At 61.2% G+C, this 20,839-nt stretch carries 21 protein-coding genes; 8 read left to right on the plus strand and 13 right to left on the minus strand.

Annotated elements, in window-relative coordinates; genetic code table 11:
* Positions 1-63: 63 nt before the first annotated feature.
* Both dprA and plsY read right to left on the minus strand, forming a co-directional pair.
* Positions 64-1,188, minus strand: a complete 1,125-nt coding sequence (dprA, locus tag KK137_RS06705; protein WP_214535381.1) for a DNA-processing protein DprA — start codon at positions 1,186-1,188, stop codon at positions 64-66.
* Positions 1,185-1,766 (minus strand): glycerol-3-phosphate 1-O-acyltransferase PlsY, encoded by a 582-nt coding sequence (gene plsY / locus KK137_RS06710; RefSeq protein ID WP_214535382.1) that lies wholly within the window; start codon positions 1,764-1,766, stop codon positions 1,185-1,187. The genes dprA and plsY overlap by 4 nt, the downstream gene beginning before the upstream one ends.
* 140 nt (positions 1,767-1,906) lie before the next feature.
* Between plsY and KK137_RS06715 the strand changes: the two genes are divergently transcribed.
* The 4 genes from KK137_RS06715 to KK137_RS06730 all read left to right on the plus strand — a co-directional run bounded on the left by KK137_RS06715 (position 1,907) and on the right by KK137_RS06730 (position 5,625).
* Positions 1,907-2,710 (plus strand): sigma factor-like helix-turn-helix DNA-binding protein, encoded by an 804-nt coding sequence (locus KK137_RS06715; protein WP_214535383.1) that lies wholly within the window; start codon positions 1,907-1,909, stop codon positions 2,708-2,710.
* Between the two features lie 48 nt (positions 2,711-2,758).
* A complete protein-coding gene (gene murI / locus KK137_RS06720; RefSeq protein WP_214535384.1) occupies positions 2,759-3,553 on the plus strand; it encodes a glutamate racemase in 795 nt (264 codons plus the stop codon).
* 106 nt (positions 3,554-3,659) lie between these two features.
* Positions 3,660-4,880 (plus strand): 5-aminolevulinate synthase, encoded by a 1,221-nt coding sequence (gene hemA / locus KK137_RS06725; RefSeq protein WP_214535385.1) that lies wholly within the window; start codon positions 3,660-3,662, stop codon positions 4,878-4,880.
* Positions 4,881-5,070: 190 nt separating this feature from the next.
* Positions 5,071-5,625, plus strand: a complete 555-nt coding sequence (locus KK137_RS06730) for a DcrB/PsbP domain-containing protein (protein ID WP_214535386.1) — start codon at positions 5,071-5,073, stop codon at positions 5,623-5,625.
* A gap of 63 nt (positions 5,626-5,688) precedes the next feature.
* Here the strand turns inward: KK137_RS06730 and KK137_RS06735 are convergent, their stop codons facing one another.
* The 3 genes from KK137_RS06735 to KK137_RS06745 form a co-directional block, all read right to left on the minus strand.
* On the minus strand, positions 5,689-5,817 hold the full coding sequence (locus tag KK137_RS06735) for an entericidin A/B family lipoprotein (protein ID WP_214535387.1): 129 nt from the start codon (positions 5,815-5,817) through the stop codon (positions 5,689-5,691).
* Positions 5,818-5,866: 49 nt separating this feature from the next.
* The gene (locus tag KK137_RS06740) at positions 5,867-7,057 is read right to left on the minus strand and encodes a type III PLP-dependent enzyme (protein ID WP_214535388.1); all 1,191 of its coding nucleotides are present in this window, start codon (positions 7,055-7,057) and stop codon (positions 5,867-5,869) included.
* Positions 7,058-7,214: 157 nt separating this feature from the next.
* Positions 7,215-7,760, minus strand: coding sequence for a LemA family protein (locus KK137_RS06745; protein WP_214535389.1), 546 nt, complete (start codon positions 7,758-7,760; stop codon positions 7,215-7,217).
* 77 nt (positions 7,761-7,837) lie between these two features.
* Between KK137_RS06745 and KK137_RS06750 the strand changes: the two genes are divergently transcribed.
* Positions 7,838-8,779, plus strand: a complete 942-nt coding sequence (locus KK137_RS06750) for a DUF3137 domain-containing protein (RefSeq protein ID WP_214535390.1) — start codon at positions 7,838-7,840, stop codon at positions 8,777-8,779.
* Positions 8,780-8,782: 3 nt separating this feature from the next.
* On the opposite strand, the gene KK137_RS06755 is transcribed toward KK137_RS06750, so the two are convergent.
* Positions 8,783-9,835 (minus strand): 1,9-bis(guanidino)-5-aza-nonane synthase, encoded by a 1,053-nt coding sequence (locus KK137_RS06755; RefSeq protein WP_214535391.1) that lies wholly within the window; start codon positions 9,833-9,835, stop codon positions 8,783-8,785.
* Between the two features lie 136 nt (positions 9,836-9,971).
* On the opposite strand from KK137_RS06755, the gene KK137_RS06760 reads away from it, so the two are divergent.
* From KK137_RS06760 to KK137_RS06770, 3 genes are all read left to right on the plus strand, one after another.
* A complete protein-coding gene (locus tag KK137_RS06760) occupies positions 9,972-10,907 on the plus strand; it encodes a threonine ammonia-lyase (protein WP_250893607.1) in 936 nt (311 codons plus the stop codon).
* A gap of 472 nt (positions 10,908-11,379) precedes the next feature.
* On the plus strand, positions 11,380-12,141 hold the full coding sequence (locus tag KK137_RS06765; RefSeq protein WP_214535393.1) for a LuxR C-terminal-related transcriptional regulator: 762 nt from the start codon (positions 11,380-11,382) through the stop codon (positions 12,139-12,141).
* Between the two features lie 119 nt (positions 12,142-12,260).
* Positions 12,261-12,701 (plus strand): GtrA family protein, encoded by a 441-nt coding sequence (locus KK137_RS06770; RefSeq protein ID WP_214535394.1) that lies wholly within the window; start codon positions 12,261-12,263, stop codon positions 12,699-12,701.
* Here KK137_RS06770 and KK137_RS06775 read toward each other — a convergent pair.
* The 7 genes from KK137_RS06775 to KK137_RS06805 all read right to left on the minus strand — a co-directional run bounded on the left by KK137_RS06775 (position 12,652) and on the right by KK137_RS06805 (position 20,758).
* Positions 12,652-13,632, minus strand: a complete 981-nt coding sequence (locus tag KK137_RS06775; RefSeq protein ID WP_214535395.1) for a glycosyltransferase family 2 protein — start codon at positions 13,630-13,632, stop codon at positions 12,652-12,654. The two genes, KK137_RS06770 and KK137_RS06775, sit on opposite strands and share 50 nt — an antisense overlap.
* Complete coding sequence (locus tag KK137_RS06780; RefSeq protein WP_214535396.1) at positions 13,625-14,587, minus strand: NAD-dependent epimerase/dehydratase family protein; 963 nt, start codon at positions 14,585-14,587, stop codon at positions 13,625-13,627. Before KK137_RS06780 ends, KK137_RS06775 begins: the two co-directional genes overlap by 8 nt.
* Before the next feature lie 27 nt (positions 14,588-14,614).
* Positions 14,615-15,874, minus strand: coding sequence for a class I SAM-dependent methyltransferase (locus KK137_RS06785; protein ID WP_214535397.1), 1,260 nt, complete (start codon positions 15,872-15,874; stop codon positions 14,615-14,617).
* The gene (locus tag KK137_RS06790) at positions 15,867-17,087 is read right to left on the minus strand and encodes a DegT/DnrJ/EryC1/StrS family aminotransferase (protein WP_214535398.1); all 1,221 of its coding nucleotides are present in this window, start codon (positions 17,085-17,087) and stop codon (positions 15,867-15,869) included. The genes KK137_RS06785 and KK137_RS06790 overlap by 8 nt, the downstream gene beginning before the upstream one ends.
* Complete coding sequence (gene rfbG, locus KK137_RS06795; RefSeq protein ID WP_214535399.1) at positions 17,078-18,217, minus strand: CDP-glucose 4,6-dehydratase; 1,140 nt, start codon at positions 18,215-18,217, stop codon at positions 17,078-17,080. Before rfbG ends, KK137_RS06790 begins: the two co-directional genes overlap by 10 nt.
* A complete protein-coding gene (rfbF, locus tag KK137_RS06800; RefSeq protein ID WP_214535400.1) occupies positions 18,210-19,031 on the minus strand; it encodes a glucose-1-phosphate cytidylyltransferase in 822 nt (273 codons plus the stop codon). The genes rfbG and rfbF overlap by 8 nt, the downstream gene beginning before the upstream one ends.
* A 155-nt stretch (positions 19,032-19,186) precedes the next feature.
* Positions 19,187-20,758 carry a glycosyltransferase family 39 protein gene (locus KK137_RS06805; protein ID WP_214535401.1) on the minus strand — a complete coding sequence of 524 codons (1,572 nt, stop codon included), beginning with the start codon at positions 20,756-20,758 and terminating at the stop codon, positions 19,187-19,189.
* Positions 20,759-20,839: the final 81 nt, after the last annotated feature.

The following is a 20,839-nucleotide window of genomic DNA, read 5'->3' on the forward strand; positions in this document are numbered from 1 at the left end:
CCCCCATCGATCGTTCGTGTGATCACCGCACCCCTTGCGTTAGATCAGCTAGAAAATCACATCTCATTCAGCCCGGCGATCCGCCAACCCAGCCAGCGAAACCCGTGCACCGGCGTGTCGGACCAATCTTCCGGCGACTTCGAGATCGAGCAGGGCCATTTGGACGGCGCCCGCACTCTCGCCACTTTGGCGCACCAGCTCGTCCACGCCAACCGGCACCGTCGTCAGCAATCCGCAAATATCAGCTGGCTCATCGGCGAGGACCTCGTCATCGGCCGCAACGAAATGGGGCTGTGCCTCGCGAAATCTCGATCTCGGATGGCCGTCGAACCCCTGCAACAATTCAATCACGTCCTCGGGCGTCTGCACCAGGACCGCGCCGTCCCGGATCAACTGGTTACATCCATGGCTACGCGCGTCGAGAGGGCTGCCGGGAACAGCCATGACCTCGCGTCCCGCTTCGCCGGCCAGCCTCGCCGTGATCAGCGAACCGCTCTTTGGTGCGGCCTCTACAACTAGCGTGCCCAGCGAGAGCCCGGCGATGATGCGATTGCGGCTCGGGAAATGGCTGGCGCGGGGTTCGGTACCAGGGGGCTGTTCGGCCAAGAGGAGGCCCTCGTTGGCGATCCTCTCCTGCAGGCTCGAATGTTGCGGTGGGTAGGCGATGTCGATGCCGCTTGCGATCACGCCGATCGTCGCGGGCAGTGAGCCTTCGTGCGCCGCGCCGTCGATCCCTCGAGCGAGACCCGAAACGACCGCGAAGCCCTCGCGCGCCAGAGCATAGGCGAATTCGCGCGCCAGCTTGACCGCCGCCGCCGAGGCATTGCGTGCACCGACGATCGACACGCAGGGTCTTGCGGCGAGGTGGGTGTCTCCGCGCACCGTGAGAATCGGCGGAGCGCTTTCAATTTCGCGAAGCAGTGCGGGATAACCCGGCATATCGTGAAACAGATACCGTGCCCCGGACGCCCGGACCGCGGCAACCTCGCGCTCGATCCGGTCACGCGGCACAGGCCGGTAATCCTTCTTTCCGCGCGCAACCAGTTGCGGCAGCCCCTCGACCGCAGCCTGGGCGTTTCCGAACCGGCGCAGCAGTTGGGCGTAGCTGACCGGCCCGATGTTAGGCGAACGCAGCAACCGGATGCGGGCAAAGGCCTCTTCCTGTCCCAGCGTGACCGGTGCATTCATGTCTTGCGGCCGACTCTCGGTTCAGTCCCGGCACGAAGGCGAGCGATGTTCTCGCGGTGAAGCCAGGTCACGATCAAGGCGATTGCCGCAAGGACCGGCACGAACTCCATGCGCCCCAGGATCGCCGCGGCAACCGGAGCCGCCACCGCCGCGCTGATGCCGCCGAGCGAGGAAATGCGCGTGATCCCGAGCATCGCCAGCCACACCACGGCGTAAACCAAGCCCAGAATCGGGGCGAGACCCAGTGTCACCCCGAAGGTCGTCGCCACGCCCTTGCCGCCCTTGAACTTGAGCCATACGGGAAAACAGTGGCCAAGGACGGCGCCGAGTGCCGCTAGCGTGGCGACCTCAGGCAGCCAGCGCCAAGCCAGATATACAGCCGCAAAACCCTTGGCCGCATCGAGCAGCAGGACGGCCGCCGCCAAACCCTTGCTTCCGGTGCGCAGCACGTTGGTGGCGCCGATGTTGCCCGAGCCGATCTTGCGGATGTCACCCTTGCCGGCGACCAACGCCAGCAGGAGCCCGAACGGCACCGATCCGAGAAGATAACCGCCCAGCAGAGCCAGAAGCCAGTCCATATCCTCCCCGTCCATTGCTGCCGAACTAGCGCAAGCCCTTGCACTTCGACAAAGGGAATACAATCCGTTGCGGACCAGATCTTGGGGTACCAATCTTACGGACTTGGGTACCAAATGACCTTAATCTAGAACCTTGGGTCATGAACGTCCCCGAGATCGACGAAAAGACACGCGCCGCTCTGGGTCGCCTGACGGCCGGAGAGAAAGAGTGCCTCCATCGCCGGCTGCGCCACCAGTCCGCGAAGGAAATGGCGATCGAACTCGGTGTGTCGCCGCACGCCGTCGAGAAGCGACTGAAGATGGCTCGCGCTAAGCTTGGGCTGTCGTCGTCCCTAGAAGCGGCTCGTCTGCTGGCCGACTCTGAATGGTACCAACAAACGGCACCCCGCTCACCGGACCTCGCGCTCACCGCGGCCTCAGTCGATAAAGGCGCAATCAGACAAGCGGCGTGGGGAGTAATTGTCGTGAGCCTTCTTGCAGTAACCTTGATCGTATTGGCCACCCAGGGTCCCTCATCGGACGGGGTAACGTCCTTGGATTCGGGGAACATAGCGCCTTATCCGAACGGTCAGGCGGCCACCGCTCTGCCCACCGGCATCATGGTCCAACCGACTGCTGCTGAACTCCACATGGTGGTGGTGGCGACGTTCGGAAAGCTGGACCAGGACAAGTCAGGCTTCATCGAGCCTGCCGAAACTCCGGTCGCTGGCCGCGGCACCGTCTCGCAGAAGATTTACGCTCGCGATGAGCAAGGAAACGTCCGGGAGACTGGCCAGGTTCGAACCGTGCGCGCGGATGAGGCCCGATCCGAATACATCGCGCAGGGCGACAGGGACGGAGACGGAAAGTGGAGTTTCGCGGAGTACCGCGAGTGGATGAAATCCAATGTGGCGCGAACGGGAATCCCGGCTGCATGGCGCGAAGATATCGAAAGCGCCTACTAACAGGGAACTATCGTTGACGGCGAAGCGACCTTTAGCCATCCCGCGCTGATGGATCCCGCTGCCCCGATATTGCTGTTCGATTCCGGTGTGGGAGGCCTGACCGTGCTGGCCGAGCTGCGCAAGCTGCTTCCCCAGGCACCGGTCATCTATGCTGCCGACACGGCGGGACTGCCCTATGGGGAGAAGACCGAGGCAGAAATTGCCGCCCGAGTTGCGGGCCTGCTCGGCCGCCTGGGCGAGCGTTACAGGCCGCGCCTGATCACGATCGCCTGCAATACCGCCTCGACCATTGCCCTGGGTATGGTGCGCGACGTGCTGCACGTGCCGATCGTCGGTACCGTGCCGGCGATCAAGCCTGCTGCTACGCTCACTCAAACCGGCTCGATCGGCCTGCTCGGCACTGCCGCGACGATCCGCCAGGGCTATGTCGACAGGCTGGAGGCGGAGTTTGCCAATGGCAAACGACTGATCCGCCATGCCGCCCCTGAACTGGTCGAAGCGGCGGAAATCATGCTGCGCGGAGGATCGCCCGACGGGTCGGTGTTCGTGGCGGCGGCACAGGGCTTGCGGGCTCAGCCCGGCGGCGAGGAGATCGATACAGTCGTCCTCGCCTGCACCCATTTCCCGCTGGTCGAAGGCGAACTTTCCGACGCCTTTGGACCGGGTGTCACCTTCGTCCATGGCGCCGAAGGCATCGCCAGGCGCATCGAATTCCTGACGCGAGGACAAGGCTTCGAGCGCGAAGTCCCTGATTTGGCTTTGTTCACCGGAGATGCAGCCCAATTCAGTCAGTTGACCGAGGCCCTCGGGCGATATGGACTGGAACGGACAGAATCAATCTAGTTGCGAATCCCTCGCAAACTCTATGCTTTAAACCCTGCCCACCTTCGCCTAAGTCGCGCGAGACTCAATCGGCCGCTGGGATCGCGGCGCAGAACGGACACATCCGTTGAACTACGATTTTATATTCGACCAAGCCATTCAGCGTCTCCATGCAGAGGGGCGCTATCGCGTTTTCATCGACATCCTGCGCAACAAGGGCGCTTATCCGGATGCGCGCTGTTTCGCGGGTCATAACGGTCCGAAGCCGATCACGGTCTGGTGTTCAAACGACTACCTCGCGATGGGCCAACACCCCAAAGTCACCGCGGCGATGGAAGAGGCGTTGCATAATGTCGGCGCGGGCAGCGGCGGCACCCGCAACATCGGCGGCAATACGCACTATCACATTGAGCTTGAGCGCGAGCTTGCCGACCTCCACGGCAAGGAATCGGCACTGCTGTTCACGAGCGGCTACGTCTCGAACGACGCGACGCTATCCACTCTCGCGAAGCTGCTTCCCGGCTGCGTGATCTTCTCGGACGAGATGAATCACGCCAGCATGATCGCCGGTATCCGCAATTCGGGCTGCGAGAAGCGCATCTTCCGCCACAACGATGCGGCGCACCTTGAAGAATTGCTGGCGGCTGAGGACCCGAACGTCCCCAAGCTGATCGCGTTCGAAAGCGTCTATTCGATGGACGGCGACGTCGCCCCGATCCACGCGTTCTGCGACCTGGCGGACAAATACAACGCCCTTACCTACATCGACGAAGTCCATGCCGTTGGCATGTACGGCGCGCGGGGTGGCGGCATCTCGGAGCGCGACGAGGCGGCGCACCGAATCAACATTATCGAAGGTACGCTGGGCAAAGCGTTCGGTGTGATGGGTGGCTACATCGCCGCCGACACCAAGGTGATAGATTGCATTCGCAGCTACGCCCCGGGCTTCATCTTCACCACTTCGCTCTCTCCCGTACTCGTTGCCGGCGTCCTCGCGGCGGTGAAGCACCTCAAGGAGAGCTCTGCGGAACGCGAAGCTCAGCAGGCGGCTGCGGCCACGCTCAAGCGCATGTTCCGCGAAGCCGGCCTGCCGGTGATGGATTCGACCACGCACATCGTCCCCCTGATGGTAGGCGATCCCGTGCGGGCGAAGAAGATCAGCGACATTCTGCTCGCCGAATACGGCGTCTACGTGCAGCCGATCAATTTCCCGACCGTGCCGCGCGGCACGGAGCGTCTGCGCTTCACGCCTGGTCCCGCTCACACCGAAGCGATGATGGCGGAGTTGACGTCGGCCCTGGTTGAGATCTGGGATCGTCTGGAACTTGAGTTCCGCAAGGCGGCTTGAGGTCGCGGCAAAAACGCCGACGCATCGTTGATCGTTGCCTGTCGGCCCGGTCGCGCTAACTGTCGCGTCTGCATCCGGTTAAAACTCCAGAGAAAACCTGAGTTGATCCGCGTTGCCCAGCGGCGCATCGTCGGCGTCCACATAAGAAGTGAGAGTCTACCAACGGGTCGCCAACATCTCGGAGGTTGGCATGAAGACACTTCTTCGCATCTCGACGATCGGACTTTTCCCGCTCGCTCTCGCGGCGTGCAATCAGGCGAGCGAACCGGCACCGGACGCGACTACAGCAGTGGCCAGCCCGACTGCCCCCACCCTCAAGCTTCCGGTCAGCCTCAACGCGGCGATGGTCAGCATGGTCGACCATTCGGCCGACTACATCTTTGCCCTAGGTAACGATGACCTGCCGCGGACCGATCGCGATTGGCTTCTGGTGCGTAACTCGGCTTACGAGATGATGCTCGCAGGAGCGGTGACCCAAATCCCGGGCACCGGAGCTTTCGACGAGCAGTGGACCAGCAATTCGGAGTGGCAAACCCTTGCCAAACAGCTGACCGCACACGGAGCAGAGGCGCTCAAGCTGGCGGAGGCGAGGTCAACCAATGTCGAGCAATGGCAAGCACTCGGCGACCGGCTGGTCCAGACCTGCCTGCAGTGTCACGAGAAGTTCAAACCGGAAATTCCCAGTGAGGGCATCCTCAAGGGGTCGACCGAGCGGCAGTCGCGTGGGGAAAGCATCTTCCGCTGAGTCCCCAGCGCCAGCGCGCGCGGCACGGGACCGCGGCATTGCGCCGCGGCTCCGCTAAGCTCGTCAGGACTTGAGAGCGTCTTCGCCGGCCTGGCCGACGGACTGGATATCCCGTCCGGCGCCCTTGACGGTGTTGCAGGCGCCCAGCGCCAGGGTGGCGACGACGAGAACGGCGACGGCAGCTTTACGCATTGTGCAGGACTTTCTTGTTCGAATCTTCAAAATGAGCGCGACGCGATTCCTAGCGCAGGCTCACCACATTGTCGCTGGCACGGGGATCCTTGCGCTCGCCTGTATAAAGGCTCGCCATCGGCTCATCCGCAACAACGACAGCTTCGGCCACGCCGAATCCATTGAACCGCGTCTTCATCGCCGCACCGTAGGCGCCCAGCATGCCGATCTCGATGAAGTCGCCCGCCTGGATATCGGCCGGCAGCATGAAGGGTCCCTTCATGTAATCGGCGTCATCGCAAGTCGGTCCGTAGAATGCGAACTCCTCGAGCGGCTGGGTGAGGTCATCCTCCAGCGCGCGAACGGGGAATCGCCAAGCCACGTGCGCGGCATCGAACAGCGCCCCATAGGCGCCGTCGTTGATGTAGAGCTCGTCGCTGCGGCGCTTTTCAACCTTGACGATCATCGAGCTGTATTCGGCGCAGAGCGCCCTGCCCGGCTCGGCCCACAGCTCGCCCGAATAGGAGATCGGCAGCGCCTCGAAGTGGCGGTGGATCAAGGCGAAGTAATCTTCGAGGGGTGGAGGCTCCATGCCCGGGTACGAGCTGGGGAAGCCGCCGCCGACGTCGATGATGTCGACCGTAACCGCCGCCTCGACAATCGCGACGCGAACACGCTCCAGCGCCTGAACGTAGGCGAACGGGGTCATCGCCTGGCTGCCCACGTGGAAGCAGATGCCCAGAGCGTCGCAATGTTGGCGAGTCGCCTGCAATAGCGAGCCGGCGTCTATCAGATCGGTGCCGAACTTCGCTGCGAGAGAGAGCTCCGAATGCTCGGAAGACACACGCAGGCGCACCAGAAGGTTCAGGTCCTGAGCGCCTTCGGTCGCTTCGACGATCTTGGCGAGCTCGTCGTGCGTGTCGAGGCTGAAGGTGCGAACGCCGTGAACCTTGTAGGCCTCGGCAATGGCGCTCTTCGTCTTGACCGGGTGCATGAAGCACAGCGTCGCTTCGGGCAGCAGCCCGCGGACGAGTCGCACCTCGGCAATCGAGGCCACATCGAAGTGAGTGATTCCCGAATCCCAAAGGATCTGCAGCAGCTCAGGCGATGGATTCGCCTTCACCGCATACATCGACTTCCCGGGGAAGTTCTCGGCAAAGAAACGTGCGGCCCGCGCCGCGGCTTGCGGGCGGTTGCAGATCACGGGTTCGTCCGGCGCTAGAGCGCGAACTACAGCCTTGGCGTCAGGATAGATGTGCAACTCAAGGGACCCCCAACAAAAACGTTCGGTTTAAAAGCTGCCTTGCGGTTGGAAGTCCCCATGGGGCAGCGGAGTGGCGCGCATATATGCGGGGGCGGCTGAACTGCAAGTTAAAATGTGCCAGCCGCGCGATGAGTGCGATCAGTTGTCCACACCCTTAGAAACTTACGGACGGGACCTGATCGACAGTCCCCAGTTCGCTGGCGTCGAGACGATGGAAATCCGCCTCGCGAAAGCCCAGCGTCCCCGCGAAGAGAATCGCGGGAAACGACTGAATTGCGCTGTTGAAGCGCGAGACGGCGGCGTTAAGCGCCCGTCTCGCAGCCGCCAGCTTGTCCTCCACGTCGGCAAGCTCGCTCTGCAAGGCCTGGAAGTTCGCGCTGGCCTTTAGCTCGGGATAGGCCTCGCCGAGTGCGAGCAGCTTGCCCAGCGTCACGCGCAGCTGCGCCTCGCTGGCCGAGTTTGTACTTTGCGCTGCGCGATTGCGCGCTTCCACGACTGCGTCGAGCGTGGCGCGCTCGTGAGTCGCGTAACCTCTCACCGTGTTGACGAGGTTGGGCACCAAATCGTGTCGCTGGCGCAGCTGCGCGTCGATGTCCGCGACGCCCTGGTTCACGTTCTGCCGAAGGGCGACAAGCCGATTGTAGATGCCGATCACGAAAACCAGCAACACGACGACTACTGCGAGCAGCACCCATTCCATCGAGAATTCCCCCCAGCTTCGCCCGCTTGCCCCCGGGCCCCCGAACGTTATCAAAGCGCAACGGGGGGCATCTGGCAATGATCGAACGTCCGAACGTGGAAGCCTTGCTGGCGGGACCCCTTGGCCGTTGGCTGGAACTGCAGGTTCAAGTCCGCGCCGAGGCCAAGGCGAAGTCGAATAAGCGGTTCGTCATGGCCGGACTTATCGCGGCGGGGCTGGTCTTGGTCGGCTGGACAACCCTTCCCGTCGTCGACGAGATCAAGGCATTCGGCACGCTGGCCATAGCGCTGGTCGGTGCGGCCTGGGCTTACGCACCTCGCGCCAAGGCGATCGAGGACACGAAGAACGGCATCAACAAGGCGATCGCCGAGTCGCTCGGGCTTTCGTACGAGATGGAATTCCAACCGAGCGAAGGTTTCGAACTCGCCAGGCGCTATGCCCTCTTGCCCAGCTATGACCGGTCGAAGTTCGAGGACCTATGGAGCGGCCCTCTTGGTCAACGCGCCTTCACCCTGCACGAAGCTCACCTCGAGGAGGAACGAGGTAGCGGAAAGAACCGCAGCTACGTCACCGTTTTTCGCGGGGCGATCTTGACGATCAGCTTCGGCAGAAGATTTCTCGGAACGACGATCGTCGAGCGGTCGACCAAGCACCGCAAGCTGTTCGGCGGAGCCAGGGACTCAGTTGAGCTCGACGGGCTGGAACTTGGCTACGTCGACATGGTCCACCCTGATTTCCAGGATAGCTTCTCGGTCTGGTCGGACGACCAGGTGGAGGCGCGCTACCTGGTCCACCCGCGCTACGTCGAACGCCTGCTCGATGTCGAAAAGGCGTTCAGCGGCCGGGACGTCCGCACCCTGTTCAAGGGTGGCGAGCTGGTGATCGTCGTCGAGAGCGAGAACCTGTTCGAAAGCGGCTCGCTCGACGCGAGCGAGGACCCAGTCAGGGTCACTCGCTGCATCGATCAGTTCATGACGCTCGTCGACCTGTGCGAGGCCCTGAACGAGCCCGCCAGGTAAGCCTCAGCCGAACAGCTTGGCCCAGCGGCGCTTCTCACGGTCCTTCCACAATCCGCGATGGTACGCGTCCGAGGCCAGCAGCGGCATCACCGAACCGGCTTCGGCGAAGACCATCTGTTCGATACCCGTGTTGACCTTGCCCCAGCTTGCAGCCTCCTGCAGCGTCGAGGAAGAACAAGCACCGTCGCGTACGTCGGCGACGGTGATCTGCACCGCGTACTTGTGCACCGCAACGTCCTCGTGGCCGAGGATCTCGGCGCAGACGACCGTGTCCTGGATGAAGTTCTTCGGCACGCCGCCGCCGATCATCAGCAAGCCGGTGGTACCGGCCGCGATCTTGATCTCGGTCAGTTCGCGGAAGTCGGCGATGGAGTCGATCGTGAGGTAGGGTTTGCCTGCCTTCATCGCATCGACCTGGTGCTTTACGAGGCCAAAGCCCGCCGAGCTGTCGGTGAAGGCGGGGCAGAAGATCGGCACGTCATGCTCGTAAGCGAGCTTGACCAGGCTGTTCTCCTTCTTGCCATGCTCGACGAGGTACTTGCCCATCTCCCTGATGAAGGCGCGGCTGGAATAGGCCTTGGGCGCCAGCGTCTCGGCGATCTCGAAGATCGTGTGGTCGACGTTCTGGAGGTCTTCCTCGTCGATGTAGGTGTCGTAGATGCGGTCGATGTAGAGCGAACGCAGCGTGTCATCGTCGGGAATCTCGAGCGCTTGATAGTGCTTGTGGCCAAGCCCTTCGAAGAAATCCATGTCGACGATTGTGGCGCCGGTGGCGACGATGCCGTCCACCATGTTGTTGCGCACCAGTTCCGCATATAGATCCATGCAGCCCGCCGCCGAGGTGGAACCGGCAATGACCAGGAACACCGTGCAATCCTTGTCGCCCAGCATCTCGTTGTAAATGCGCGTGGCGCGCGCAAGATCTCGGCTGGTAAAGCTCATCTTGCCCATTGCGTCGATCAACGGACGGGAGTCGAACTTGGTAATGTCGATGTGTTCGACCTCGGTCGAAAGCAGTTCGGCCTTGCGAGTGTCGTTGATCGCGGCGTCGGTCATGAAGAGTCCTCCGGTCTTGTCGGTGAGGCAACGGGTCGCGTCGAACAGCGGTTCCCCGTGAAAAACGGGCCCGTTAGAGGCTGGAGGCTCGCTAGTAAATATGCCACGTGGCTTGGTTGTGACGGAGACGACCAACATGCGCACGCCAACCAGAGAGGGCGTGCTTCGCGCTGCCGCGAAAGTCGCGGACATATTACCACAGACGCCGCTGCTTCGGGCGGAGATTGGCGGCGCACCGGTTTGGGTCAAGGCAGAGTCCCTGCAACCCATCGGCGCGTTCAAGATTCGGGGAGCGTGGCATCGCCTGACCGATCTTTCAGACGAAGAACGCGCTCAAGGTGTGGTTGGAGTCTCAAGCGGAAACCATGCGCAAGGCGTCGCTTGGGCCGCGCAAAGGCTCGGCATCGCCGCGACGATCGTCATGCCCAGCGACGCACCATCCGTTAAGCTCGAGCGGACCCGCGCCATGGGTGCTGAGATCGTGCTTTACGATCGTTACGAGCAGGACCGGGACGAAATCGCTGAAGCCCTCGTCACGGAGCGCGGCGCGACGCTGGTTCATGCCTACGCCGATCCCTGGGTGATCGAAGGGCAAGGCAGCTGTGCCATCGAGATAATGGCGCAGCTAGGAGCCGAACCCACGCGGATCATCACGCCCTGTGGCGGGGGCGGTCTTGCTGCGGGCCTTGCCCTCGCCTGCCCCTCGGCCGAGATCGTACCCGTCGAACCAGAAGGCTGGGACGACGTTTGCCGCAGCCTGGAAATCGGCTCGATCCAACGTGTCGATTCGGATGCGCCGCCCACCACATGCGACGCCCTGCAGACACCCGCGACCAGGCCGATCAATTTCGCGATTCTGAAAGAGCGCTGTCCATTCGGTCTGCGCGTCAGTGAGGCCGAGGTGGCCGAAGCCCAGCGCTTTGCCTTCGCTCACTTGCGCCTGGTGGTCGAACCCGGTGGAGCGGCCGCCCTTGCCGCCGCCCTGTCCGGAAAAGTCGCGCTCGATGGGCGAACGGCGATTATGGTAACCGGCGGCAACGTTGACCCTGCCAAGTTTGCCGAGGTTCTCTGACGAAAAGCTCGATAGGTATTAGCCCAGGTGCCCGATGATTAACCAAAGGCATCAAGCTTTCAGGTGAAACGAATCACCTCCGAGATGGGAATTGCGCCATTTTGGTCAGACACGACGCTTGTGTGCCAGAATGGCACCATTAAGTGTCGCAAATATACAACGAATTAACAAATGTACAACGGGGGTAGCGCTCCCTCGGCTACCCCTTTAGTATAGTTTGCGCCACAAACCCCTACCGCCTTTCGCCAAGCATACTCATGGAATGAATGATTTTTTTGCGCCTAGCCAAAAGGGAGCCATTCGACCGTTCTGCACAGGTTTTTTGCGATGCCGCAAATTTCTCGACACCGGGGGCGTCAATAATTTATAAAGACTTCAACGGTTCCGGTCACCCGGCTAGCCGAACGAGAGCAAGAAACGTCTACTGTATTCTGGGTCGCGTACTTCTTTTTACCGAGAGAAGGTACCCGGTATGCAAGAGCTTAAAAATATCAGCATCTCACTTATTTGTTCGACATCACTTGTGAGCGAAGGTCTCAGAAGGATATTGGACGAACGAGAATTCACCGTTGAGGGATCTTTTAAAAGCAGCCACGCTTTACTTGGTGATGGGGGAGAAATACTCTTTGCCACCAAGTCAGAACTTATCCTTCTTGATGTAAGCGCCGCCACGGAGTTGCGCGACGAAGTCGTCGCACTACGCAAGGCTTTTCCGAAGTCCAGATTGGTGTTGCTCAGCGACACTTTCGAGCTCGACAGCATGATCGAAGCTGTCCGGGCCGGGGCGGACGGTTACATCTTGAAAGAGATCGCCTGTGAGTGCCTGCTGGAATCGCTCAAACTCGTTGCCATGGGAGAAAAGGTTCTCCCCGGCCAACTGATCGAGCATCTGCCCCACGGCAGCATGATAGCCAACAGCCACAACAAAGTTGAAGCAGACTTGGCCTCACTGCTCTCCGAACGAGAGATTGAGACGCTGCGCTGCCTGATCATGGGTTACCCGAACAAGGTGATCGCTTATCGGCTCGATATCAGCGAGGCGACGGTGAAGGTCCACGTCAAGGCGATCCTGCGGAAGCTCATGGTCCAGAACCGGACCCAGGCGGCGATCTGGGCGGTCAATCATGGCCTGGACGCTAATGCGGTCTGCGCGACGATTGCTGCGGCGCCGAGCTCTGCCCGGCGCGCCGTTGAGGTGGCTAAGTCCGACAGCCTGATTGCCATTGCTTCCTGAAGCAGGGCGCCCAGCCCCCCAGGATCGTGCCAGTCTCCAGCCCCGGTGGCGCAAACGAATTGAACGGCTGAACGCAGACGTTAGTCTTTCTCGTTTGCCGCTACCGGGACCTGGAAAGCATGTCTTTGCTGCAAATCGACGGTGATGAACTTCGCAACGAGCTTGCAGCCATTGGCCGGTTCATTCTGGTCGGCTTGCTCAACACCGCGATCGGCTACGCGATCATTCTCACAGCGCTGGTCGCAGGTCTGGGCGACTATACCGCCAACCTCGTAGGTTTCATCCTCGGCTTCCCGATCGCTTACACGTTACAGCGTCGCTGGACATTCCGAACGAATTCCAGGGCGACCTTTCTGGAAGCCGGGCTTTACGCCCTTTGCTTCCTGATGGCGTACGGAGCAAATCTGGCCGTAATTACGGCCGGTCGTCAGCTGGGATATGAGGAAAACGCGCTCGTGCAACTTGCTGCGATCTGCATTTACTCAGGCGTATTCTACGTTCTAACAAGACTTATTGTCTTTCGCGGAAAGGCACCAGCGTCGCTGTCTCGGCGAAATTGATTTTCGTTTCTATAATTGGTTGAGACTCATTCTTCGCCTGAAGGAAAAGCCGGCCGATGTATTCGCCCATGATGCCCATGAAGATTGCGTTGATGGAAATCGACATGAGCAGAAGAATGGTGGTTGTCGCAAAACCAGCCGGCCATTCCTGACCGAGCACCAACCGCCCGACGATGTAGACAAACGTCAGCACGAGGCTGAGCATCCCGATGACGATCCCGGCGATCGACGCCAATCGCAATGGCAGAAGGGAATGGTTCAGAACGCCATCAATCGCCAGCGATATCATCGACTTGATGGGGAACTTGCTTTCCCCGGCGATCCGGTCCGCTCGGTCGTATTCAAGACCGATCTGAGAAAAGCCCATCGAACTGATCAAGCCGCGCAAATAGGGGGTGGTATCTTCCACCTTGCGCAGTTCGTTCAGGATACGCCGGTCGACCAGCCTGAACTCGCCGGCATTGACCGGGAGATCGTCCTCACTGATCCATGAGATAAAGCGATAGAAGGAGCGTCTCGATGCGGCGACAAGGAAGCCGTCCGCCAGCGATCGGCGGATACCGTAGACGACCTGGTTGCCCAGCGCCCAGAGCCGCAACATGTCGGGTATAAGCTCCGGCGGATCTTGCAGGTCGCAGTCGATCTGCACCGAACAGTCGCCCGCAGCCGCCTTATAGGCGCACAGCAACGAGCGCTGGTAGCCGAAATTGCGGGAGAAACGGATGACCTTCAGCTTCGGATCGCGCTTGGCGAGACCCTCGAGCAACTCAAAGGTCCGGTCCGTCGAGTGATTGTCGGTGACGATTATCTCATAGTCGTAATCGGACAGCTTGCTGAATGTGCTCACGATCGCCGCGTATGCGCGCTCGACGGTCGCCTCTTCGTTATAGGCCGGTACGAGAACCGATACGAGAGTCTTGCGCTCAGCCACCGGCGTGCCCCGCTCTTAAGTGATGCCCTTCCCCGACCGACAACAGTCTGGCCAGGCCGTCTTCAAGCGACAGCGACGCTTCCCACCCGAAAATTTGCTTGGCGAGCGATGCGTCACATCGCAGCTCCGTCGGTGTCGACTGTGCCGCGGCGAAGTGCACACGGTCAGGGCCGCAATCCGTGAGGGCCATTATCCTTTCGGCCACTTGCCGCATCGTGGGAGCAAAACCGCTGCCGATGTTCACCAGACTGCAGGTTCGGACATGCGGCCTGGCGAGGACGAGCAAGGCCTCGACCACATCGTCCACATGGATCAAGTCTCGCCGATCGTCAGGGCGGTTTATCTCAAAGTCGCGCCCCGCGCGGCAGGCGTCGATCAAGGCGGGAAGCAGGAAATTGTGGGACTGACCTGGCCCATAGGTGAGGGCGAGCCTCGCGGTGATGGTCGGAAATGCAAGCTCATCCGCCAGCATCTCGAGAAATTGAGTGCCAGCGAGCAGCCCCGCGCCGTACGCATTTTGCGGAGCTTCGCGAACACCCTCCCGGTATGGGAGCGGCACGTTACCATACTCTGCGATGCTGCCCGCACGCACAAGCACCGCCGGCGGTCGAGGGAGGTCATCGAGCGCGTCGACAAGACCGATCAGCGGATCGAGAAGCTGCTTCACGGAGAGTTGCGCCGCGGCGGGCGATCGCTGCGTACCCGCCCGGGTTTCAGCACCGAGATGGAAGACCATCGCCGGTTGGACCTGCTCCACACAGGCTCTCACCGCCTCCCGATCTTCGAGATTCGCGCGGTGGATGACGATCTTGTCGGCATCGCCGGCGATTCGAGCCACGGGCGACCCGGGCCTCAGGACCGCATGCACAATGGCCCCTTCGCGGACCAGCCGGTGGGTCAGATGCGAGCCGATAAAGCCCGCAGCACCTGTAACGAGACAGATTGACCCTTCCATTTCGCAATCCCGCCCCCGAGGGGTTTTCTAGACCAGCCGCGGCTCCGGGAACGGGACAAGGAATTTTCCCCCGCGCGCCCGGAAGGCAGCTTGTTGTTCCTTGATCTCGTCGAAGAAGTTCCAGGCGAGCATGAAGAGGATATCTGGCTGCTCTTCCTCGATCGCCTCCACCGGTTTGATGGGGATCCGTAAATTCGGCGAGAACAGGCCATGCTTGAGCGGGTTCTTGTCGACCAGGAAGTCGAGATATTGCGTCCCGATCCCGTAATAGGTGATCATGGTGTTGCCACGGGCTGAAGCGCCGTATCCTGCGATCCGCAGACCCTGCACCTTAAGGTCGTCGAGCATCTCGCGCAGCCGCATCCCGGTCTCGTCGAAGCGTTCGACGCGAGCGTCATAAGTGGCTTGGTCGAGCATGCCGCCCGCGGCCTCCTCAGCCAGCATTTCGTTCACGACCGGATTGGTCGCGAACCCCGCCGACTGCCGGGTCAGGAACACGCGCATCGAACCGCCGTGGATGTTGGGCAGGCGTTGCGCATCGGAGACTTCGAGTCCGAAGAACGCGCCAAGCTTCGCAATCGACAGCAGGCTGAACTCGGACACATGCTCGTGATACATGTTGTCGAACTCGGCCAGCTCCAGCATTTCCTTCGCCCGTGGAACCTCGATGATGAAGGTGCCATCCGCCGCGAGCAGGATGCAGACGGCATCCATGAAACTGTGCAAGTCGCCGATGTGATTGAAGGTGTTGGTCGTTACGATGACCTTGGCGCTCCCGTGTGCAGCCTTCACTTCGTTCGCCGATTGCCGATGAAAATAGTCGATGTGGGTCTGGACCCCCCTCGCCTTCGCCAGCTCGGCGATGTTCGCCGCGGGATCGACGCCCAGGGTCTTGCAGCCAAGTGCGTTACAGGCGGCGAGCAACAATCCGTCATTGCTGCCGATATCGACGACAAGCCCGTCGCTCCCCGCCCTTTCGGCGATGACGCGGGCAAAGCCTTCGAAATGACTCTGCATAGTGGCCGCGCCTGAAGGCACGTAGAGATAATGGGAGAAGAAGTTCTCCGGAATCTGGTCAGCCACCGCGATGAGGCCGCATTCGAGGCACACGTGCGCATTCAGGGGAAAGGACGGCTGATCCCGTTCCATGTCCTCGGGCCGGATGAGCATCTGAGCCGGGGAATGCGATCCATATTGCAGGAACAGGTATGGGTCCGGCGCTTTGCAGGCGCGGCAGCTCGAAAGCGTGGCGTTGTCGGCGCGTTCGATGGAGTGCGGATCAAGCATTGGCGGCCTCTTGTATGGGACGGGTAAGGCGATCTCGGACGAACGCCTCGAAACATTCGTGCATGTAATCGAGCTGCGCTTCCTCGAGACCGTGATGGCACGCGAGCAGGATACCGCCGCGCATGACATCATCGGCCACCGGGTATCCATCGGCCGAAGTCGTCGAAGTGACTGACTTCATCGCGGGTTGGCGCAGGATATTGCCGGTAAAGACCGGTCGGGTCTGCACATCGCGCTCCTCGAGCCAGATCTGCAGCTCCCGACGGGTGAATGGCGCGTCCGCCCGGATCGTCATGGGGAATGCCAGCCAGCCGGTCCGTGATTCCGGCATCTGCTTGGGGAGGATGAACCACTCTTCGTACGCCTTGAAGAACTCGTACTGGCGCTTGAAGTTGTGCTCCCGGGCGGCGATGTTCGTTTCCAGCTTGTTGAGCTGGATCAGTCCGAACGCAGCGCCCATTTCCGAAGGCTCGACGTTGTAGCCCAGCTCTTCGAAAAGGAACTTCGCGTCATAGCTGATCCCGTCGAGGGACACGTTGAAGCGCTTCTCGATACTTTCGGAATCCACGTAGAGCGACGAGGTCCTGCCCCATGATCGAAGCAACAGGGCGCGGCGCCCCAGCTCTTCGTCCGACACGCACAACATGCCACCGTTGCCGGCCGCGTTGATGACGTGCGAACCATAGAAGCTGGTCGTGCTGATGTGCGAGCGTGTTCCGGTGCTGGTGCCCCGCAAGGTCGCGCCAAGCGTGTCCGCGCTGTCCTCGATCACCATCAGGCCGTGAGCATCGGCGATCTGTCGGATGCGATCCCAGTCAGGCAGATTGCCGATTAAGGAGGGGATCATCATGGCCTTGGTCTTCGGGCCGATCAGTTCCTCGATCTTGTCGACGTCGACGTTGTAGGTGCCCTCTGCCGCGTCGATGAAGGCCGGCACGAGCCGCCCCCGAACTATCGGCGCCACCGTTGTCGCGAAGGTCAAAGCGGGAGTGATGACCTCGCTTCCTTCGGGAAGATCGAGCAACTCCATCGCGAGGTAATTCGCGCTCGAGCCGCTGTTGACCATGATGCCGTGGCTCTTGGCGAACAGCGCCGCGACGCGTTCCTGCATTTCGCGGACTCTTGGCCCCATCTGCGTGGATGTGCGCAACACCTCCACGACAGCGGCTATTTCCTCTTCACCATGGACCGTCTGGCCGTAGTTCACGCGCATGCCTGGATCTTCTCCTGAACCCGAGAGGACAATTCTGCGGATGCCGCAAAGCTGGCGATCTGCCCGATCGTCAGGGACCGCATGTCTTCGGAACCGTCCGCGAAAACGCGATACCAGTTGGCGGTCATGGCGATCGCCTGCTCGGTGGTCAGCCTGGGCCTCCAGCCGAGCCGGGCGTGCGCCTTGCTGCTATCGAGTGTCAGCATTCCAGCTTCGTGAGGGTCGTCGGTCCGCTTTCCAAAGGCGATCGCCGCAGCGCCGGGCCCCCATGTCTTTTGGAGAATCCGGGCGATCGTTTCGACGTCCACGAAGGCATCCGGGCTCGGACCGAAGTTCCACGCTTCCGCGAAGTCGTGCGCGGCATCGCTAAGCAGCAAGGCGGCTATCGTCAGGTACCCCGACAAGGGCTCGAGCACATGCTGCCAAGGGCGCACACTGGCGGGATTGCGAATGGCGACCGCGGTGCCGGCGATCGTCGCCCTGATGATGTCGGGGACAAGCCGATCCACGGCCCAGTCACCACCGCCGATGACGTTCCCCGCGCGCACCGTTGCGATCTGGCAACCCTTGGGATCGGAGAAGAAGGACCGCCGGAAGGAGCTGGCAACCAGCTCCGTGCATCCCTTGGAAGCGCTGTAAGGGTCCGCCCCGCCCATCGGGTCGGTCTCGCGATAGGGCCAGGGCCACTCGTTGTTTTCGTAGCACTTGTCGCTGGTGACGACGACCACGCCGCGAACCGAGGGCATGCGACGCACTTGATCGAGCACCACGGCCGTTCCGACCGCATTGGTCCGAAACGTGTCCACAGGATCGGCATAAGAAGGGCGCACGAGCGATTGCGCGGCCATGTGGATTACCAGGTCTGGCTCCAGTCCTTCACAGGCCCGTGCGAAGTCAGCTCCTTCGCGGATATCACCGATCCGGTGATCGATTACCTGGGCCAAACCGACAGCGGAGAAGAGAGTTGGGCCTCCAGGGGGAGGTAGGGCGATCCCTGTAACTTCGGCCCCCAACTCCTTCAGCCAGAGGCAAAGCCAGCCACCTTTGAAGCCGGTATGCCCGGTAACGAGCACCCGTTTGCCGGCAAATTGAACTGCCAGAGCGTCATGGCAGATCGATTGTTCAGGCATTGACGACCTTCGCCTGCCAGTCCGTCGACATGATCGCCTGGCCGTTCTCGAAATCCATCCATGGGGGCAGTGGATCTGATCCGAGCTTGTTCAGGGTGTCGCGATCGCGCACCGTGTCCATCGGGTGCCAGAACCCCTTGTGCATGAACGCCATCAGCTGACCGTCGCGCGCCAGGTTCGTCAGAGGGGCCTGCTCCAGTGGCTCTTCGTCCCCGGTCAGATAGTCGAGCACGCCCGGTTCGAAGACGAAAAAGCCCCCGTTGATCCAGGTTTCGTGCTTGCGCACTTTCTCGGTGAATTCGACGACCTGGTTGCCGTCGAGCTCGAGATTACCAAACCTGGCAGGAGGCTGCACGGCCGTCACCGTGGCGAGCTTGCCGTGGGAGCGGTGGAACGCGAGCAGTGCCTCGATGTCGATGTTGCCCACACCGTCGGAGTAAGTGACCATGAAAGTCTCGTCGTCCAGCCAGTCCCGCAAGCGGCGAATGCGACCTCCGGTCATGGTCGCGACACCCGTATCGACAACCGACACGCGCCAATCCACCTTCGACGTCGGGCGCAGCGCCATTTCGCCATTGCCGATGCCAACGGTGAAATCGTTGGTCATCAAGTGCAGCCCCTGGAAGAAGCTCTTGATCGAGAGGGCCTTGTAGCCGCAAGCCACGATGAAATCGGCGTGACCCCAGTGATCGTAGATATCCATCACGTGAAGCATGATGGGCCGCCCAGCCACTTCGACCATGGGCTTCGGAATGTGGACAGTTTCTTCCGCGAGGCGTGAACCAAGTCCGCCAGCCAGCAAGACTACTTTCATTTGGCCCTCCGATGCACGGAAGTCGCCCGCGCGCCGCGTGGTTAAATACCCCTCGATTTTACGGAACAGGACCAAGGCTTCGAAATGGGCATCGGGGTTAGGCAGCTTTAGACAATCGGTGTACCAACGGGCTAGCGTCGGTCCTAAATCGTCAGTCAGTCGCGGCGAACGAACAAGCGCAGTTGCCGCCCCTTCGGCGCTGGAATTTCGCGATAATTGTGGGTCAAGGCGAAGGTCGCGAGAGGAGCCTCCATCGGCTCCTCATCGTTCACCAGGATCGCGTCCGGCCGGCTGCTCGCGAGAAACTCGGGCAAATCCGTTGCAGAGGTCGTCCTGTAATAGGGTTTATCATCTGCGGGTATGAACGGCGCGACGCGATAGACGAACTGGCCGGCCGCGAACTCCGGATAGATCCGCCAGCCTGCCTCGAGCGCCATTACCGGCGTCATGGCGACCACATGCGCCCGATCGTCCAGTCCGGCTGTACCGGCAAGCTTGCGCATGTCACGGTGAAGCGCGAGCGGCTCCCAATGTCCGGGCCGAGCGAGCTGGAGTAGACCCGGGCCGATCCGCGTCACCGATCCAAGTATCGCAACCAGCGAAAGAGCCAACCAGAGCGGCATTGCAGCCCTACGCTCCCCTTCGCCAAGCGAACCGGCCAGCGCGGCCATCGTCAGGACAAGGAAGGGCAAAGGCAGGGCAAAGTACTGCGGAAATGCCGGATCGGGCACGAAGGCGACAATGAAACCGAAAGCGGCACATGCGGCGGGCAGAAGCACCTTCCACGATGCCATCTGCCTGATCCCTACCCATAATCCTCTCTCCCACAGCACCGTGCCGACGAGAACGATCACGCCAGCAATGGCGAGGAGAAAGGTATTCGAGAGCCAGATCTCTTCCGCCAGGAGTGTCTTTTGGGCCAGCCCCGTGACCAACGGGTCGGTCGAACTACCCCAGTAGGCCCTCTGCAACTCGGTAAAGTAGCGGAAAGTGTGCGCAAGGAACGCGTCGGGGTCGCGAGCAAGATGGATCAAGGCGGGCAATCCGCCGACAATTCCGCCGATAGCCAGGGGAAGGAGACCTTTCACGATCCTGTCGACGAACGGCCGTGCTTGCGGGGCGATGAGGGTTGTGATCGCGATGAGCGGCGCGAGGAAGAAGTAGTTAACCTTGAAGCCTACCGCGAGCGAGGCGAAGAGGCCTGCCCAGAAGGCGGACACCGGCGAGGGCCGCCGCTCATCCATCGCTCCCAGCAGGAAATAGTACGATGCAAAAGCGAAGGGCAGCGGCAGGAAGGTGTTGCTTACCAGCATGCCCGAGGGACCGAGTAGCAGAACGCAGCCGGTCAGCAGGAAGGCGCAAGTCAGGAACGCGGGCATTCCGGCGTTAAGGCGGCGGGCGATGAGCCACAGCATCGCTATCAAAGCCAGCCAGGCGCTCACTACGACCAAGCGTCCGGTAAAGAGGTAGGCGCCCGCACCGGTCAGCGAATATACCGAGCCCAGCAGATAGGGCATGTTGGGCAGGTGATTGTAGCCGAAGTCGCGGTAGATATCGCCCTTCCCCAGCTGGCTCGCGACCGAAACGAACAGGTTTTCGTCACGATTGAGCGGATAGGACAGGACCCGTCCGGCAATTCCGGCGAGCATCACGCCAAGGACGACCAGTCCGGCCTTCACGAATGTGCTGGTGCGTAGGTCCTCGCCCTTGCCCTCAACGTTGCTCATCGGTCGCGCGCCTGTTCCAAATCATCCGATGTTGAGGCGGCCACGAGCAACTGGCGAGCGCTATAACGATGTAATCATTCT

The sequence above is a fragment of the Croceibacterium selenioxidans genome (assembly GCF_018599195.1).
Classification (GTDB): Bacteria; Pseudomonadota; Alphaproteobacteria; order Sphingomonadales; family Sphingomonadaceae; genus Croceibacterium_A; species Croceibacterium_A selenioxidans.